Annotated in this window: 14 protein-coding genes and 1 CRISPR repeat array; of the genes, 3 read left to right on the top strand and 11 right to left on the bottom strand. The window is 46.4% G+C overall.

The features are described from left to right. Window positions 1–153 precede the first annotated feature (153 nt). Both BJU60_RS11955 and BJU60_RS11950 read right to left on the bottom strand, forming a co-directional pair. Window positions 154–1,167 (bottom strand): LacI family DNA-binding transcriptional regulator, encoded by a 1,014-nt coding sequence (locus BJU60_RS11955; protein ID WP_070329079.1) that lies wholly within the window; start codon window positions 1,165–1,167, stop codon window positions 154–156. 146 nt (window positions 1,168–1,313) lie between these two features. Continuing rightward, window positions 1,314–2,186: a TetR/AcrR family transcriptional regulator gene (locus BJU60_RS11950; protein WP_070329078.1), complete on the bottom strand. Its 873-nt coding sequence runs from the start codon at window positions 2,184–2,186 to the stop codon at window positions 1,314–1,316. A 154-nt stretch (window positions 2,187–2,340) separates the two neighbouring features. Between BJU60_RS11950 and BJU60_RS11945 the strand changes: the two genes are divergently transcribed. After that, complete coding sequence (locus tag BJU60_RS11945) at window positions 2,341–3,840, top strand: DHA2 family efflux MFS transporter permease subunit (RefSeq protein WP_070329077.1); 1,500 nt, start codon at window positions 2,341–2,343, stop codon at window positions 3,838–3,840. A 185-nt stretch (window positions 3,841–4,025) separates the two neighbouring features. Continuing rightward, a CRISPR array of direct repeats spans window positions 4,026–7,011; the repeat unit is 32 nt; unit sequence ATTTCAATCCACGCACTCACATGGAGTGCGAT. Between the two features lie 180 nt (window positions 7,012–7,191). Here the strand turns inward: BJU60_RS11945 and cas2 are convergent. The 9 genes from cas2 to BJU60_RS11905 form a co-directional block, all read right to left on the bottom strand. After that, window positions 7,192–7,482, bottom strand: coding sequence for a CRISPR-associated endonuclease Cas2 (gene cas2 / locus BJU60_RS15050; RefSeq protein WP_083274139.1), 291 nt, complete (start codon window positions 7,480–7,482; stop codon window positions 7,192–7,194). A 9-nt stretch (window positions 7,483–7,491) separates the two neighbouring features. Next, the gene (gene cas1c, locus BJU60_RS11940; RefSeq protein WP_070329076.1) at window positions 7,492–8,523 is read right to left on the bottom strand and encodes a type I-C CRISPR-associated endonuclease Cas1c; all 1,032 of its coding nucleotides are present in this window, start codon (window positions 8,521–8,523) and stop codon (window positions 7,492–7,494) included. After that, complete coding sequence (gene cas4 / locus BJU60_RS11935; RefSeq protein ID WP_070329075.1) at window positions 8,520–9,179, bottom strand: CRISPR-associated protein Cas4; 660 nt, start codon at window positions 9,177–9,179, stop codon at window positions 8,520–8,522. The genes cas1c and cas4 overlap by 4 nt, the downstream gene beginning before the upstream one ends. Next, entirely contained in the window at window positions 9,169–10,023 is an 855-nt protein-coding gene (gene cas7c / locus BJU60_RS11930; RefSeq protein WP_070329074.1) for a type I-C CRISPR-associated protein Cas7/Csd2, read from the bottom strand. The genes cas4 and cas7c overlap by 11 nt, the downstream gene beginning before the upstream one ends. Further along, window positions 10,020–11,894 carry a type I-C CRISPR-associated protein Cas8c/Csd1 gene (gene cas8c, locus BJU60_RS11925; protein WP_070329073.1) on the bottom strand — a complete coding sequence of 625 codons (1,875 nt, stop codon included), beginning with the start codon at window positions 11,892–11,894 and terminating at the stop codon, window positions 10,020–10,022. Before cas8c ends, cas7c begins: the two co-directional genes overlap by 4 nt. Window positions 11,895–11,906: 12 nt before the next feature. Then, window positions 11,907–12,605, bottom strand: a complete 699-nt coding sequence (gene cas5c, locus BJU60_RS11920) for a type I-C CRISPR-associated protein Cas5c (protein ID WP_070329072.1) — start codon at window positions 12,603–12,605, stop codon at window positions 11,907–11,909. Between the two features lie 15 nt (window positions 12,606–12,620). Continuing rightward, on the bottom strand, window positions 12,621–14,963 hold the full coding sequence (locus tag BJU60_RS11915; RefSeq protein WP_070329071.1) for a CRISPR-associated helicase/endonuclease Cas3: 2,343 nt from the start codon (window positions 14,961–14,963) through the stop codon (window positions 12,621–12,623). Window positions 14,964–15,101: 138 nt separating this feature from the next. Continuing rightward, a complete protein-coding gene (locus BJU60_RS11910; RefSeq protein WP_070329070.1) occupies window positions 15,102–15,746 on the bottom strand; it encodes a plasmid pRiA4b ORF-3 family protein in 645 nt (214 codons plus the stop codon). A 14-nt stretch (window positions 15,747–15,760) separates the two neighbouring features. Further along, window positions 15,761–16,210 carry a hypothetical protein gene (locus BJU60_RS11905; protein WP_070329069.1) on the bottom strand — a complete coding sequence of 150 codons (450 nt, stop codon included), beginning with the start codon at window positions 16,208–16,210 and terminating at the stop codon, window positions 15,761–15,763. 241 nt (window positions 16,211–16,451) lie between these two features. Here BJU60_RS11905 and BJU60_RS11900 point away from each other — a divergent pair, with 241 nt between their 5' ends. Further along, window positions 16,452–16,961, top strand: coding sequence for a glucosaminidase domain-containing protein (locus BJU60_RS11900; protein WP_254281698.1), 510 nt, complete (start codon window positions 16,452–16,454; stop codon window positions 16,959–16,961). A 213-nt stretch (window positions 16,962–17,174) separates the two neighbouring features. Beyond that, window positions 17,175–17,801, top strand: a complete 627-nt coding sequence (locus tag BJU60_RS11895; RefSeq protein ID WP_070329067.1) for an SAM-dependent methyltransferase — start codon at window positions 17,175–17,177, stop codon at window positions 17,799–17,801. Window positions 17,802–17,813: the final 12 nt, after the last annotated feature.

Below are 17,813 nucleotides of genomic sequence, written 5' to 3'. Positions count from 1 at the left end.
AAGAGGTAATAATTTGTCGAAAGCGCTTTCGAAAATGTCGAAATAAAATATCGAAAGCGATTTCGATTTTTTGGGAATGACTTTCGAAATCGCGCTCTTCCCTCTATCCGGTTAAAGGGGAGAGAGCGACTTCGAAATATCATCGGGACTACTTTACTTTTTGACCGGTGCGCATGACAAGCGTTCGATCAATTTGACCGGAATGACGCGACGTTCTGTGAGTCGTTCTTTAGCGGTCATCTGTTCAATCAACAACTCGGCCGCTGCTTCGCCGATCTCGTCTGTATCTTGACGAATCGTCGTCAGCTTCGGCGTGATGTACTTGATCATGTCGATGTCATCGTAACCGATGATCGAGATGTCTTCCGGTACCCGGAGACCGTGCTCATGGACGGCTTCAATCGCACCAATCGCCATCTGGTCACCCGCGACGAATACTGCGGTCGGAGGGGCTTCGAGCTGGAGAAGCTTCTCCATCGCTTGTTTACCTTCTTCGACTGAAAAGAATCCGGCGTTGATCAAATAACCTGGTTCAATTGGAAGATCGAGTGCCTGCATGGCGAGCTCGTACCCTTTGATTCGGGTCGCACCGGCGTCAATCGTTCTGTCACCGGCGATATGTGCGATCTTGCGATGACCGAGCTCGTACAAGTGGTTCACGGCTAGACGTGCACCCGCGATATTGTCCGAATAGACGACGCTACAATCCGCGCTGTCCATATCGACGACGACGATCGGGATGTCGCTTTGCATGAGTTCTTGAACTTGCTCATCCATCCGGTCCGAGCAGATGACGACGATGCCGTCAACGGCGCGGTGTTTGAAGTGTTCGAGATAACTCATGTCACGGTTGCGGAGGTTCCTTGAGGCAAACATCAAATCGTAGCCTTGTTCCTCTGTCGCGTGACGGAAACTCTCAATGATTCCGTTGAAGAACGGGTGTTTCATCCCGACTTCGTTCGCTTCCGAGAACATGACTCCGATCGCCCACGACTTCTTCGTCGATAACGACTGGGCGTGCGCGTTCGGCAGATAGTCCATCTCGGCGGCAGCTTTTAAAATTTTGGCTCTCGTCTTTTCGTTTACGTCCTTGTAGTTGTTCAACGCTTTAGAGACGGTCGTGATCGAAAAGCCGGTTTTCTTTGCTAAATCATAGATCGTACCCATGTCAGTCTCCTCTTCCCGAAAGCGCTTTCGGTAACTTGATTGTAGCGCATGAATTTGTAGGAATCAATTCTTTTTCGTGGAATATTTTGAGATTTATTTTTGTGACGTCTTTCTTCTATATAACAGCAACAAGAAAGTTTTTGTCGTCAATGTGTCCGTGTATACAACCAGACAAGGTTCGTAAATTTTTGTACCTCGGTCTCGCCGGTCACACCTTTGAACAAACGTTGGAACGGCTTGAGCAATTGCTCGATGACAATTTTCCGAAGCCGCTCTTGATGCAGTTCATACGTGATCGCCTCAAATAAATCCCCTTGTTCTTCCGTCATCAGCACATGCTTTTGGATCCGCTCTGCCATTTTGAGCAACTCTTCTTTCGTGACCAAGTTTTTATCCGTCGTCCCCCGCATTTGATCGACCGTGACCGGGTTCAAAATATGTTCGCCCGTCTCGACCATCCGTGCCGCCATCAGCTCGACGTACGCATACAGGTTGCGGACGAGCTGTTGGATCGAGTAGGCCGTGTTGGTGATGCGAAGTGTGAATAGCACGTGTTGCAACATCCCGTTGAATAGAATCGTCAATTCGATCGAATACGGACGAATCGCTTCGCCGATAATTTCTGTCAGGCGCATGGCGAGCCACTCGATCTCATAGACGCGGTGCTGCAAGACGAGTTTCTTCAGTTCGGGTTCGTTCGCCGACATGATCGACTCGAACAAGGCGTACAGATTACGTTCCTCATTCAACTGAATGAGAATCGAGATCTGCTCAATGAAGACGTCTTTATCGCGCTTGTCCCGCCCCATCTGCATCTCAATGCGACGCTGGCCGGCGTCATAGCGCAAGTTCTCAAGGATGTTGGCGACACAGTCCGTTTTCGAGGCGAAATAATTATAAAACGTCCCTTTCGAGATGTTGGCTCGCTCGATGATTTCTTGGACCGACGTCTGCTGTACCCCATTCTCGATGAACAACGTCATGGCGACGTCCGCGACTTTTCGTTTCTTATCTTTCATATACTGATTACTCCGTTCTGTTTGGTTTGTATCCTAAGTATAGCATTTTAAACTCGTGGTACAAAATTGTTGATTTATTTGTACAACGGGTATAAAATCATGTCATCGACACTTACTAGCATATAACTATTTAGAAAATAAAGGAGCAGTCCAGATGAAACCAGAATTCCAAAAGAAACCGCCGTATCTCATGCTCGCGGTCTTGTTCGTCGGGGCATTCATCGCCTTCTTGAACAACTCATTACTTAACGTCGCGCTCCCATCGATCATGGTCGATTTGGACATCGCCGACTACTCGACCGTCCAATGGCTTGCGACCGGCTTCATGCTCGTGACGGGTGTCCTCGTCCCGGCATCGGCCTACTTGATCACCCGCTTTTCGAACCGAGCGCTCTTCATCACCTCGATGGCGATTTTCGCCCTCGGGACGGCGATTGCCGCCTTTTCTCCGACGTTTGGCTGGTTACTCAGTGGCCGGATGATCCAAGCGGTCGGGGCTTCGACGATGGGACCACTGCTCATGAACGTCATGCTCGTCAGTTTCCCGCGTGAGAAACGCGGAACGGCGATGGGCATCTTCGGACTCGTCATGATCACGGCACCGGCGATCGGCCCGACACTGTCAGGCTATATCGTCGAGTACTACGACTGGCGCGTCTTGTTTGAGATGATTCTCCCGCTCGCCATCATCGGACTCGGACTCGCGATTTGGAAAGCCGAGAACGTCATGGTTCAAAACAAAGACCAATCGCTCGACTACTTGTCGCTCGTCTTATCGACGCTCGGCTTCGGCGGTATTTTATACGGCGTCAGTTCGGCCAGTTCGGACGGTTGGGACAACCCGATCGTCTTGACGACGATGATCGTCGGCCTCGTCACTTTGATTGCGTTCGTCGTCCGCCAGCTCAACATGGAAAAACCGCTCCTCGACTTGCGGGCGTATAAATATCCGATGTTCGCCCTCGCGTCGGTCATCGCGATGGTCAACGCGGTCGCCATGTTCTCAGGCATGATCTTGACGCCAGCCTACGTCCAAAGCGTCCGCGGCATCTCACCGCTCGACTCAGGACTGATGCTGTTGCCAGGTGCCATCATCATGGGGATCATGTCACCAATCACGGGGAAACTGTTCGATAAATTTGGGCCGAAGCTCCTCTCGATCACCGGTCTCACGATCACGGCGATCTCGACGTATATGCTCGCCAACGTCCAGCTCGACTCGACGTATACGTATATCGTGACGACGTACACGCTTCGTATGTTCGGGATGTCGATGGTGATGATGCCTATTTTAACAAACGGTCTCAACCAATTGCCGACGAGCCTTAACCCGCACGGTACGGCCATCAACAACACGGCTCAACAAGTATCCGGCGCGATCGGGACGGCTGTCTTGGTGACGATTATGAACTCGGTGACGCGGACTGAAGCCGAGTCACTTATGACCGGCGTCGACCCGTCGACACTGACCGAGAGCGCAATGGGTGTGATGACGCAGCAAGCGCTGCTGTCAGGGATTCAAGTGTCGTTTTATGTTGCGTTAGTCATGAACATTTTGGCGCTCATCTTGGCGTTCTTTGTGAAACGGGTTGATGTTCGAAACCTTGATTTCAAACAAGAAGATATAAACAAAGAATTGAAACGCGCAAACTAAACAAACATGAAATTAATTTACAGGCAAATGGACGAATCTCTGAGGAGGTTCGTCCATTTGCCTGTAAAGACGATGTAAGTCACTTAGAAATGTCAATGCTTATGATACTGATTATGCCTTTTCAATCCACGCACCTACACGAGGTGCGACCTTATCCTCGCGTTCTTCGTGAAACGGGTCGATGTATTTCAATCCACGCACTCACGTAGAGTGCGATCTCGGAATCAGGACGTGCCTTATAGACATAGCGATTTCAATCCACGCACTCACATGGAGTGCGATTTGCGCGAAGTGACCTTGACCCGCCCGGCAACAATTTCAATCCACGCACTCACATGGAGTGCGATACGACGAGGTGGGCGGTGCGTTCAACCTTGCGTGATTTCAATCCACGCACTCACATGGAGTGCGATATAAAGTGATTCGTCATTTCACCACAGGTTACGAAATTTCAATCCACGCACTCACATGGAGTGCGATAATGCCTTGCTCCTCACATTCAGCTTTCATTAGCTTATTTCAATCCACGCACTCACATGGAGTGCGATTCGTGTGCAAAGTTGTCAAACGTAATGTACTGCATTTCAATCCACGCACTCACATGGAGTGCGATCCGGTGTGTTTCACGCGCTGATACATCATCTGGGATTTCAATCCACGCACTCACATGGAGTGCGATCGCTCGCAGATGCCCGGAATGTGACGCTATTGGAGATTTCAATCCACGCACTCACATGGAGTGTGATAGTTTCTCATAAATGTTAATATCTGAGGTCCCTTATTTCAATCCACGCACTCACATGGAGTGCGATGAGGTTCGCGAGCAACGTTCCGAGTTTCGCTTCTATTTCAATCCACGCACTCACATGGAGTGCGATTAACGGTGTGCCGTCCAATCGTTCCCCTTTGTCGTATTTCAATCCACGCACTCACATGGAGTGCGATAAAAAGCCGTTACTTCGCCGAACAAACTCAACTATTTCAATCCACGCACTCACATGGAGTGCGATGATTTATCGACGATAGGCGAAGTATTTCAATCCACGCACTCACATGGAGTGCGATACTATGGCGAAATTATCGGTCAGAGAACGGTTATTATTTCAATCCACGCACTCACATGGAGTGCGATCCCACACATTCCCTATCACACTTATCGCCTTGGAATTTCAATCCACGCACTCACATGGAGTGCGATCTGGCGCCGAATACATTGTCGAACGGATTCGGTATTTCAATCCACGCACTCACATGGAGTGCGATCGGAAGCAAATCGAACACCGGGAATTCTTCGAACATTTCAATCCACGCACTCACATGGAGTGCGATACCGGGCGAGGAACAAACCCCGTGGCAGGCGTTATTTCAATCCACGCACTCACATGGAGTGCGATCGAGCTCACGGGCATCGAGGACACCTTCGCAACATTTCAATCCACGCACTCACATGGAGTGCGATATCGAACGCGAGGACAAGGTCGAGCACCTGTACGGATTTCAATCCACGCACTCACATGGAGTGCGATGACATAGATTATTTACCCCGTATATAAGGAAGGATTTCAATCCACGCACTCACATGGAGTGCGATATGTCCCCTTTGGAGAAGCATTGCCAACCAAGGCATTTCAATCCACGCACTCACATGGAGTGCGATGTGGGACCCAGGTCGCGATTCAAGGTACGGCGCAAATTTCAATCCACGCACTCACATGGAGTGCGATTACCTCTGTCGCGTCCTTTGCCACCATCGTTACCTATTTCAATCCACGCACTCACATGGAGTGCGATTGCCATTATGATTCACTCCTTTTAAGATAGAGGATTTCAATCCACGCACTCACATGGAGTGCGATGTGATATTAATATCGAAAACTCTTACTTCGAAGCATTTCAATCCACGCACTCACATGGAGTGCGATGGCAAAGCGATCCACGACTTTAATAAAGGGTTTATTTCAATCCACGCACTCACATGGAGTGCGATAGGCGAAATCAGATGAAGCAGTATGACGAGTACATTTCAATCCACGCACTCACATGGAGTGCGATGAAGACCCGCGAGGTTCGCGTTTTGCACGTCTTATTTCAATCCACGCACTCACATGGAGTGCGATGATATGCAAAAACCCGTCGCCGAGGTCGCCGGAAATTATTTCAATCCACGCACTCACATGGAGTGCGATCATCATGACCCGCGATGGCGAGTGGACATCCAAATTTCAATCCACGCACTCACATGGAGTGCGATTCGAGCACGATGTCGCCGGGATTCGACCACGAAAATTTCAATCCACGCACTCACATGGAGTGCGATTAAAGAGACATACAAGTGGTGGTCATTCAAGCCATTTCAATCCACGCACTCACATGGAGTGCGATGAAGTCGGCACTACCGGAAGCGACGATTGACCCATTTCAATCCACGCACTCACATGGAGTGCGATTGTTAGGGAATGATATCGTTGCCAGCGCAGATTTATTTCAATCCACGCACTCACATGGAGTGCGATTTGTATACGGAGGGATTCGACAATGAACTTTAAATTTCAATCCACGCACTCACATGGAGTGCGATGACGTGTACAGCCATGCGACGGCGACGATGCAGATTTCAATCCACGCACTCACATGGAGTGCGATGCGCGAGTTTCAAAACCTCGTCACCGTGCGTCAAATTTCAATCCACGCACTCACATGGAGTGCGATTCGGCACACGGTGGCAACATACGGGCGCGCGGAAATTTCAATCCACGCACTCACATGGAGTGCGATGCTCCGCTCCTACTACACGCTACCGATGACCATTATTTCAATCCACGCACTCACATGGAGTGCGATACAAATGATAAATTTTATAGGAGGTTATAGAAATATTTCAATCCACGCACTCACATGGAGTGCGATAACCGTAAACATAAATACTTATATTGCGGTAATATTTCAATCCACGCACTCACATGGAGTGCGATACTTTATTCGGACGACGATCCTTCCAATTGCGAAATTTCAATCCACGCACTCACATGGAGTGCGATCTGCACAGTTACGGCATGAAGGTGCGCGGGGCGAAATTTCAATCCACGCACTCACATGGAGTGCGATAGGTGGACGATTACGAGTCGCTGATGATCGAGACATTTCAATCCACGCACTCACATGGAGTGCGATAGCCGATTTAAGCTAAAAAAACCGACTAAAATAAATGTGATAAACAATATTACCTATTTCTGTATTCCGAAGACTAGATTCGTTGATCTTTCATTCAAAAACTTTATAAAAACCAGGTGCGAACCTCTCTAGAAAATGATGTGCACTTCAAGTTCGCACTCACTGAAAACACCTTCATCTTTAAAAAATGAGAGGGCCTTCCAAATCTAAAGATTCTTTCACTCCATAATGCTCTACTTTAGATGCATGTTGGTTCCCAAGTCTATAAAAACGAAGACTGTCACGGTCTACGTCTACAATCTCTTGTAACCGCAATTTCAAGGTCGTAAATTCTGTCTGATCAACGATACATTCAAACACACTATTCTGAACTCGCTGACCGTACTGCTGACAAACTTTTGCTACTTGTCTAAGCCGTTTCGTGCCTCCGGGTGAGATAGTATTCACATCATATGTCACTAAAACGAGCACATGCATCCCTCACTTATACAAGAAAGTTGGATATTCCTCTAAATCTCCACGCAAATGTCTAGCCAATAGTAAGGCTTGCGCGTAAGGTACGAGTCCCCACATCATTTTTTCTTTTAAATAAGGATGGTGAATCATCTCCTGTTTTCTCTTCTGCCATGCTGAGAGGAAGACTTTGCGCCCTTCTTCAGTCATGAGTACAGCACCATTTTCTTTTTGAACGAAATGTTTCGCTTGAATTACTTTCATATTTATTAGTGAAAGTACGAACCGATCCGCATAAATCCCTCTCAACTCTTCCATCAAGTCAAGAGCCAGCGAAATCCGTCCTGGACGTTCCCGGTGCAAAAATCCGACGTACGCATCGAGACCAACTGCTTCGAGTGCAGCGCCAGTATCGCGTGCCAACAAGCTATAGGCGAATGACAACATCGCATTCACGCGATCAAGTGGTGGTCTTCTCGAACGTCCTTTGAACACGAACTCTTCTTTCTGCTGAAGAATCATGTCATCAAAAAGTTGATTATAATGAACCGCCACTTTCCCTTCAAGACCTCGTAATCTTTCCAGATCTCCGCACTCACGAATTTCTATTAGCTTTTTCGAGAAGTATTGCGATGTTTCCTTGAAGCGTGTAACGTCAACCCGCATCGGATAGTCGCGAGTCGTCCGTTCAAGCATCCATTTTTGATTGTATACTTTTCCGAGAATAAAATTCCGAGCGAGTTTTACCGATTGAAGTTCACAGTCAGATTGTCGATACTGCGTTTTGCGTAATACGACATTACCTTTACTTTCTCCGATGACACGTGCTAAAAACCGACCGTTCTTTGTCATAAATGTCAGAGGCACATCGTTCTCGGCGCAATACCCCATCAATGCAGGACTAGCCCCGGTATATCCGAACGTAACGATTCCTTCAAGGTTATGGAGAGGCACTCGCCCTAAAACTTCGTCATCTTTCTTTACTACTACATTCCCGCCATCAAGAGCAAGGTATGCATCCGATTGGTTCACGAATAGCGTATTCAACATCTTTTTCAATCCCGAAGTCTCCTCTCCATATACTCACTGAAACTCTCTCGAACCATCAATTCTGGCAAGCAGATATTTTGGAGAGAACAACTTTTACAACGTGGTCCCATTTTTACTTTTGGAGTATGTCGCCGCCTATAGTAGTCGTTCATTTTCTCAACGATCTCCCTAACTTCATGTTTCAAACTTTCCGATAGCAGTACCTGATGACGATGCTTCGTTTCGTTATAGTAAAGATAACCTTCTGTGATTTGACATAAAAACATCTCTTCCAGACAGATGGCTTGTGCAGCCAACTGAAGCTCATCTTCTTTCCCGACTTTCGGTTTCCCACGCTTATACTCGACGGGGATCGGACGATACGTATCAGGGTTTCCATACAAAGAGACCCCTGCTGGATCTTGGACAAATTCAACGACATCACACTGGCCGCTAACGTTTAACACTTCTGACTTAATTGCCATCCCTCGCACAATTAGTTTGTCTTTCCGTTTTTCACGCGCGAACGGATCGTCCGCTTTTTTGTGCAGGTGTTGCCCTTCAACGGTTCGAGAATTCTCTTCCCACTGCTGTTCGATGTGGATGAGCGCCCACTGCCTCGGACAAAATTGAAAGTGTTGAATGCCCGACAACAGCAAATAGGAATCGTCTTGTTTATAATCCATCCAACACTTCAGGCTCTAAGCCATCAAGTGGAGCAACATGAATTTCATAATCCGAAAAGTCTTTTGGCTCTTCTGTCGTCGGTTTTACCGAGATGGAACGGTGCACTTTCGCAGATGAATATTGTCCTAATTTCGAACTATGTTCCCACCAATACACTTTATGAACCTCCATACTTCCTTCGGGACGCGCGGATGAAGCATCATTTTCAAACAGTGTAACAAGAACCTGTTTTAATTTTTCTGCATCTTCTTTCGTAAAATTCGTCTTTTCAGCAAGTTGAGTATTAATGCTTCCATTCAACACATATACTCCGTGATCGACGCGGTGTTTCATTCCCATTGTGTCAGAGCCACGTTCTTTTCCACTCTCAGAGTTCACACTTTTTGTAATCTGCATACTCGTAATATCGATTGGTGCAACGCTCGTTGCTGTATGGATAGAGACAGGTCCTCGCACACCGATAGACACTCCAGATTTTTCACCTTTGAATGCGAACACTTGTCCAAATGAACGCACGTCCATCCAAGTCGCACATGCTTCTTGAGCGAACTGGTCACCCATCCCTTTTCCTTTCATCAATTTCTTCAGCTCTTCATTTCCTTCTGCGCGATCGCGTAGACTCTCGTAACTATCCGAACGACGGTCATTCGATTGTACAAAAATTGTCTCTCCCATATCCTGTAGACGGTTTCGAATTTTACGTTTGATGGCAACATCTGAAATCTCGCCGTAGCCATCATAATTTTGACGTGGACGATTTCCATTGAGTGGGTCTCCGTTCGGATTCGCTTTCGAAACAGATAACACAACAGTAAAATCGATTTTGTGGTCTAGTACGTTCATGCTTCAACACTCTCCTCTTTGGATGTTTGCGTTTCTTCACGCTTCTGATACAAGTCATGTCGCTGACTGTAGAAACCTAATAAGTATTTACCTGATAACGGCTTATTCGTAAAATCACTCGGATCGATTTGTGCCCCAACCTCGTCAATTAAACGATTGATGTACGTTAATTTTGTTCCGAGCTTAGCCTGATACGGCTGAAGTGCACTTTGAATCGTCATCCACGTCCGAGCCGGATTTTGAGAAAATGCATTCATATAACGGATTGCATTTGTGGCACGTTTTTCATTCCCTAGCGCCCGACGTTCCAAATAATCAGCAAGTGCCAATAGCCGTCCAAACAAATAATCTCGATCTGTCATGTCTTGATTTAATGCCATGTTCATCCCTTCTTTCTTGTTAATCATCCCGCAGGCAATTTGTAGCGTTTTCTCCCATTCCCAGTTTTCCATACCAATCGGATTCGATGCTCGCTGAGTCAAACTACGTCGAATATCGTCCGGTACGCCACGTCCATCTACCACACAAGGAATCAACCGCTCGACAGTTGCTTTGATTAATTTTTCATTAGCACGCGGTCCATAGGCCATTGTTGCAATATCGTTCAAAGCAGGTGCACCAATGAATACTCGTCGTTTCTTCTCGCTATCAAAGTAGGTGTACTCCCATGGATGTTCCGTATGCCATGCTTCAAGTCGACTAAAGTAGTGCTCTTGGTCAAATGAACGGTAATAAAGGATCGCCAAACGACCTGTCGTTGCCGCATCTAGTATTAAAATATTCACGGTTTGTCGAGGTAACTTTCTTTTATAACCGATTAGTGCGTCAGAAAATGCTCGTGCACCGCCCTGGTTCGTATCGAATACTTCTTTCTCCTCCACATCGTCAAACAATGCAGCAAGTGAGAAAGTCGAATCAACTGCACTTGGCATCTCGGTCGCTTGACTCCCCCAAACCAGAAAGACACGTTGATCAATCATTCTTCCTTGTCTTTGAATGAGCCATTTCAAAGCGTTATGCGCTTTTTGTGATACCTCGTAACTAATCGAGGCAGCTTCAGAAGATTTATCGAATCGACCTCGAAAAGTGAATCCGCTACTATCATTTGCAGAAATGAGTTTAGCTTTGTCTCCAGCATTCCGAATCTTATTCGCGTGTTTCGTCGACCCAACTTTTTGTTGTCCAGTAACGAAACATAAGGTGGATTCACCTGCCTGCTCGGCATAATAATCAATAAAGGATTGGTAAAACTCAGGATCTCGCCATGGATCTTGGTTCAATTGTTCAGACGAATGGACATGAAAACGGATAAATGCCCCTTCAAGCCCCCCTGTCACAACAGAGTAAATCAAAGGTTTCTCCTCTTTCTCTTTCCACGTCCATTTCAACGTCCCATCAGTCTCTGCAAAAAGCACCTTCTCGTCCACTAAATCTTCAATGAGTCGTCCCTTTTGCAAATACGAATAGATGCTCTTCAACCGATCAAATCCATAAGAGGATTCAGACCATTTTTTCAAGTTATCAATATAAACCAGATGCGCATTATCTTTTTTATACACCCCGCCAAATGCTTCATAGTCTCCAGCCACATAAGGCAATTTGTCATGTAACGGATACGGTGCGACGACACTCCCTGCTCGACTAGATGAATCTTCGGTACTTGGAATCAATGTGTTTCCGTTACCCTTCTCGATCACTTCAGCCGAGTGGAATTCGCCACTTGGCGTTATGTTGACAGTTATGTGCGCTGTTTGCGTCGTATGAGAAATCGGGAGTAACGTGAACGTCTTGCCTTCCCAACGACTTTCTGGCTTACCTACTTCATCAAGATGTTGATTATACGTCTCGTATAGTTGTTGCCACACGCTCATACATTCACCCTCCTATAGTTGTTCATACAACAACTCAGCTGACTCAATATCCTCTTCTATAAATGTTTTCGCCTGCATTTTTTTAATTGGTTGGACGAGTGAACAGTCTTCTGGTCTTGTGAATGTGATCACCCCGTCTTTCATCACTGGTTGCCACAAGCGAACGGCAAGTTCATCGACACCCGTCTCATCTGGATAATTGAAGCCATGCACCATTGTCCCAAAGTGAAGATCAACTCCGTCATAGAAGCCTTCTCCTTCATCAAACTCGATGGGTTCCACGTAGGCTTGACACTCTCTCGCCCCGAGGAAGATGTCTCTACGACCCCCGGCTTCAAGCGAGCGTTTTAAAATGGCATAGTGTTTTCCTTCATTTCGATCAAACGCCAAGTCCGGGCGATGTGAATTAAACTCAAAATGAGCTCGAACGTGATAGCACACATCGCGCAAGTACGTGTAGTGTGCTAAAGAGTTCCCACCGCCGTACTCAATTGGACGCATCCCTTTCGATTCCATCTTGATCGGATTCATGATTCGAATCGCATCGACGACCATGACAATTGTCGGTTTCCAATAAATCGATTCGACAATTCCTTTGATAGCTTGATACGTCGGAATTTGATACGACATTTTCTCTCCGCCCAGTTTAGTCAGTGGATCCGTAAACAAGGCATAATTTCCGTAAACTTTAAACTCAATCGAATTTCGCATAATACTCTCCTTTCATCACATAAATAGACCTTGCATCTCAGAATCTTGCGAAAGATTTAAACCGTACTGTTCATCGTATGCCGATGGTTGGAGCACGAGCAATCTTCCTTCAAGTAGAGAAACAAGTCCTCCACTCCGTTCAAGTATTTGTCTTTCATGGTTATAAATGCTGATTGTGTATTGTTGAGACTCTTTTAACCACTTCCGCGCATCATCCCAGTTGACGTCACCATTCAACAGTGCAATCAACTCTTTTCCTTTGTCTCCATAAGGTACGAGTACGTCATCTGTCAGTTGCTCAATCACGTGAAAGTTGTCAGCCACGGTTCGATGACGAGCGACCAATAGTAGTGGCGTGTCACTCACTTGATGTTGATTCGCATTTCCTTTGAATAGCATAGGCGCAAGCGTTTCAGCCGAACCTTTTACTGGGTAATCTAAATCAACTTCACGGAGCTGATAAAATTCTTGAAAATATCGCTTCATCGCAAGCGGGGATAGTAACTCTCCACCATAAGCGTTTGGATCTCGCTCTAGATCGACAACAAGCCGCTTTACAATTTCCTGTCCTTTTGCGATATCCGTTAATTTAGAGACATTTTCCTCAATGTGATTGATCAAGTAGACCGTTTGCCTTTCTACTTCACCATGTCGATTACAACGTCCGGCCGCCTGCGCGATTGAATCAAGTCCTGCGAACGAACGAATGACACACTGAAAACTAACGTCAACTCCTGCTTCAATCAGCTGGGTGCTAATACAAATCACTCGCTTGCCCTGATCGAGTCGGCCATTGATTTCTTTCAAAATGCACTTTCGGTGAGCGGCACACATCGATGTGCTCAAGTGATACACTTCGTCTTCAGAAAACGATTGTTTCAATGACTCATAAAGCTTACGGACAACCGTTTTTGTATTTAAAATGATGAGAACGCTTTGATTGGCGGCGGCCTTGTCTTGCACGAATGAACCGAGCCGATCCGTATCAAAGTCGTCTGAAACAACTTCAATCTCTGTTCGTTTGAACGCTTCAATCACCGTCGGCAAATCATGAATCATTTCTCCATCACTTGTTAACCGATGTTTCACAAAATCCAGTGCCGGTTGCGTTGCCGTACATAAAATCACACTCGAACTTAGTCCATTTTTCAAGAAGTTCAGCGATTCATTAAATAGCGATACGCATTTGGTCGGAACTTTTTGCACTTCATCGAAAATCACGATTGCTTCACTTAAATGATGAAGACGACGCGTGTTACGATTTCCTTTGGCGTAAAACGTGTTCAAGTATTGAACCATTGTCGTAAAGATAATCGGGGCGTCCCAGTTGTCTTTTGCTAAATTCAATTTCGCCTGTAGATTCATCTCATCTTCCGAAGCGTCATCTAACTGAACGACGTTCGAGTGGTGCTCGACGATTTCTTCAGTTTTTAAAACCGATCGCGCGACCTGAGCGTTCTGTTCGATAATTGTCGTGAACGGGACGACGTAAATAACTCGTCGTTTATGATAATGAACAGCATGGTGAAGGGCATACCGAAGACTCGCTAGCGTTTTCCCTCCCCCTGTCGGAATCGAGAGCGTATAAATCCCACTTGGTTGCTTAGCATGTTGCATTACTTGCTCTGACATTTTCTGTCGCAACGCGTTAATCGGAGAAACTTTTGACGAGGTACTCAATCCTGTTATATGTTGCTCTAAGCGCTCTTTGTAGAGAAACAGATTATCTATGAGGCCCGAATCGATTTTATTTTCCTCGAACTGTCTTGTATTCGTTCGATCGGCGTCAATCAAAATACTAAAGACTAATTTTGTAAGAAATGAGGAATTTGGTACTGTAGCACCGATCCGTTTCAAATAGTTCCATAATTGTTGATTGGCAACTTCAACGTAGTCATTGAAGTCAGTTTCTGAGATAACTTCGTCAAAGAATCGATGTTTACAAACCTCATACTCTTCGAGTGTTTTCACTTCTACTCGTTGAAGAAAAGGCGAGTCCTCACCCTGGACGTAATCATGAAGATTTCCGTGATGAGAGATGATCGCATTGCTTACAATCTCACCTAATAGTTGATTTGGTGACTTCCCTTTTAACTTGTCGAATAATAAGCGACCACCGGCCGTAGCATGGTCTACTTCTCCACGCCTCACCTTCTCACCCGACACAGCTCGGCGTATGTAATCTTGAAATGTGTCGCTGTATTTCCCCATATCATGAAGTAACGCCGCAAGACCACACACTTTCGAGAGTCCAAGTGGATCTCCCCATTGCTCAGCTAAACATTTTGCATCGAGCAAATGCTGACGAACTGACTGAATCTCTCCATCTTCTATACGAACATGAGCAATAAACTCCATAACCTCATCCTTTCTTCAGCACTAAAAATATTCCATAAAGCCGGTATACGCACCTTCATTTTATTACATTATTTTACTTTAGGTGGTTACTTTTTCTTTTAAGGTACAAACAAAAAAAGCGACTTTCGCCGCTTTAAATCATTTCACTCGCTTCACCGTCACATACTCTTTCAACAAAAAGTTGATGCGATCGACTTCATACGGCTCAACTTCTTTTCCTAACTCAATCATTTCTTCATGTTGCGGATGGTTCGGATCATTTAAAATCTCTTGCAGGTGTATGTTTCCAGCCATGCCACCGATATCCTCGAACGGCGTCTCGCCCTCCCACTCCGTCACCATCGGATGCGGGTGCGGATAATCGGCGATGACTTTCTCCAGAATCAGTTCATGTTGCCAATCGTCCCCATAGTCGTACGTGTAGTAGAGTGTTTGATGGGACTCGATGATACTCGGGAGCTTCACGTTTTTCATGTCCCGGACCGTTACTTGCTTGAACCGTTCCAATAGGTTCGTTTCAAATTCGCTCAGCTTTGACTGAGCCTTTAAATACGCGAGACGATCTTTGTGTTCATACACTTCTTCAGGATTTAACACGAAGCGGAACGTCGGGTTACGTAAATCGTCCTCGAATTTTGCCAAATGTGAATCTTCCCACCACATGACGAGTTGAATCGCGTCATGAAGCCGTTTGAAATTCGTCTCCGCCGGGATGATGAACCGGCGCCATACAGGGGTCGGACTCCCCAGCAATTTAATCTGGAATTGATATGCTGTAAACATGTGGTACCGCCTCTCTAAATCGATTGTTCTCGAACATCTGCCCGTCTCGGTTGCTCCGGGTCAAGCAACCGAATTTGTTGCTCATAATACCACTGCACCACATACTGACCTGCGACTGCAACTATAAAAAATAAGCCTAGGAGTGGGCGACCTAATAGAACCATGACAAATAAAATCAAACTTGGTAACACCATGAACAAAAATGTCCATATGTACTGACGACCAATCAATCGCTTGACGTTCACCTCAGGCGCCATACTCCGCGCGAACTGACTCTCCTTATAATGGAGCCCTCCCGTCACAACGATAGACAAGATAACCCCAATTCCGAGCCCGATATAAAACTGTCCGATTTGATATGCGAGTATAAACGTCAAAACGAGTAATAGAGCGAGACTAATTTGAGAACGATTTCGTTTCTGTTGATGCCGTTTTAGCGCTATGGCACATGCTTGTTTATCCATTCCCCTCACCTCAATTCTAATCTACGACGCAAATTTGGATTATGTTCCCTTTTTAGCTAAAATTAATGATTGTGACTCTGAATAATATGGTATTATCTGTATAGTTTATTCAATCGAATCGGAGGATGTCTTGATGAAAAAAGTGCTCGCTTTTGGCTTAGCTATGATCTTGATTTTAACTTCATGCTTCACCTTCGAAACATCGGCCGAAGCCGCGCCAAAGAAAGAGAATCGTGCTATTATGGGAGCATCGACTTTAACTCCTCAACAGATGGCAGACTACGTGAAAGCGAAAAATCCTAGAACCGTCCGCCTTCATGGCGTGACAGTCGAAGAGCTCGCCAAACTGTTCGTCATCATCGGCGCAAAAGAAGGCGTCCGCGGGGACGTCGCCTTTGCCCAAGCATTGAAAGAGACAGGTTACTTCCGCTACGGCGGGGATGTCCTCCCGAAGCAGCACAATTACTCAGGGATCGGTACAGTCGGCAAAGGGGTCAAAGGCCATTACTTCCGCTCCCCGCACCAAGGCGTGACGGCACAGATTCAACATTTGAAAGCATATGCTTCTAAAGAAGCGTTAAACTCGACCCGCGTCGACCCGCGCTTCCATTATGTGAAGCGAGGCTCTGCGACGACATGGCCGGCCTTGCATCGCAAATGGGCGATGCAGCCAAAAGGCAACTACGGCACCGAGATTCTCTCTATCTATAAAGAGATGGGACGGACCCAAATCCGGGTCGCCAAAAAATGAACGAATGATCATGACTTATAGGGGTGAACGATAGTGACTTGCAATCAAGTACGGTTATTCAGCGGACTCACGCTTCTCGTAACGGGCGTCGTCTTGCTACTTAAACGCTAACAAGCATTCAGAGCATCTGCTCGGATGCTTTTTTTGTTCATCGAGTAAAATGAAGAGACGAGATCGCATGCCGGCTCGACCGTCGATAAGGAGGAACATCACATGTCAACTTGGGATCAACGTTTTGATACAGATGAGTATGTCTATGGAGAAGAACCAAATGAGTTCGTGAAGCAACAAGCGCACTTGTTCAAAAAAGGAATGACCGTTCTCGCGATCGCCGAAGGAGAAGGCAGAAATGCCGTTTGGCTCGCGGAGCAAGGACTCCACGTCGAAATGTGGGACTATTCGCAAGTCGGGTTAGACAAAGCCACACGGTTGGCCGAACGTCGCGGCGTGACGCTGCAGACCCGTCTCGTCGATTTGGCTGAAGCGAACTGGCCTGAACAGGCTTACGATGCCGTTTTATGTATATACGGTCATTTCCCGAAAGAAGTGAAAACGGCCGTCTTTACCGGGATCACGCGGGCATTGAAGCCAGGAGGCTACTTCGTGACAGAAGTGTATAGTGAAGAGCAACTCGCTTATGGGACGGGCGGACCTAAACAGAAGGAACTGCTGTATACTTCAACCGATTTCGCCGTACTAACGGATTCAGTTGAGACGGTTTTCTTGTTCGAAGGGACCGTCGAGCGCAATGAAGGGATGCTTCATAACGGCCAATCCGCCGTAATCCAATACGTCGGCAAAAACATGGCTCATTCGTCAGACACATCCATATCTATATAAACCGTTTCAAAT

Source organism: Exiguobacterium aurantiacum, from assembly GCF_001766415.1.
Taxonomy (GTDB): domain Bacteria; phylum Bacillota; class Bacilli; order Exiguobacteriales; family Exiguobacteriaceae; genus Exiguobacterium; species Exiguobacterium aurantiacum_A.
This window is presented reverse-complemented; position numbering and strand designations above follow the sequence as displayed.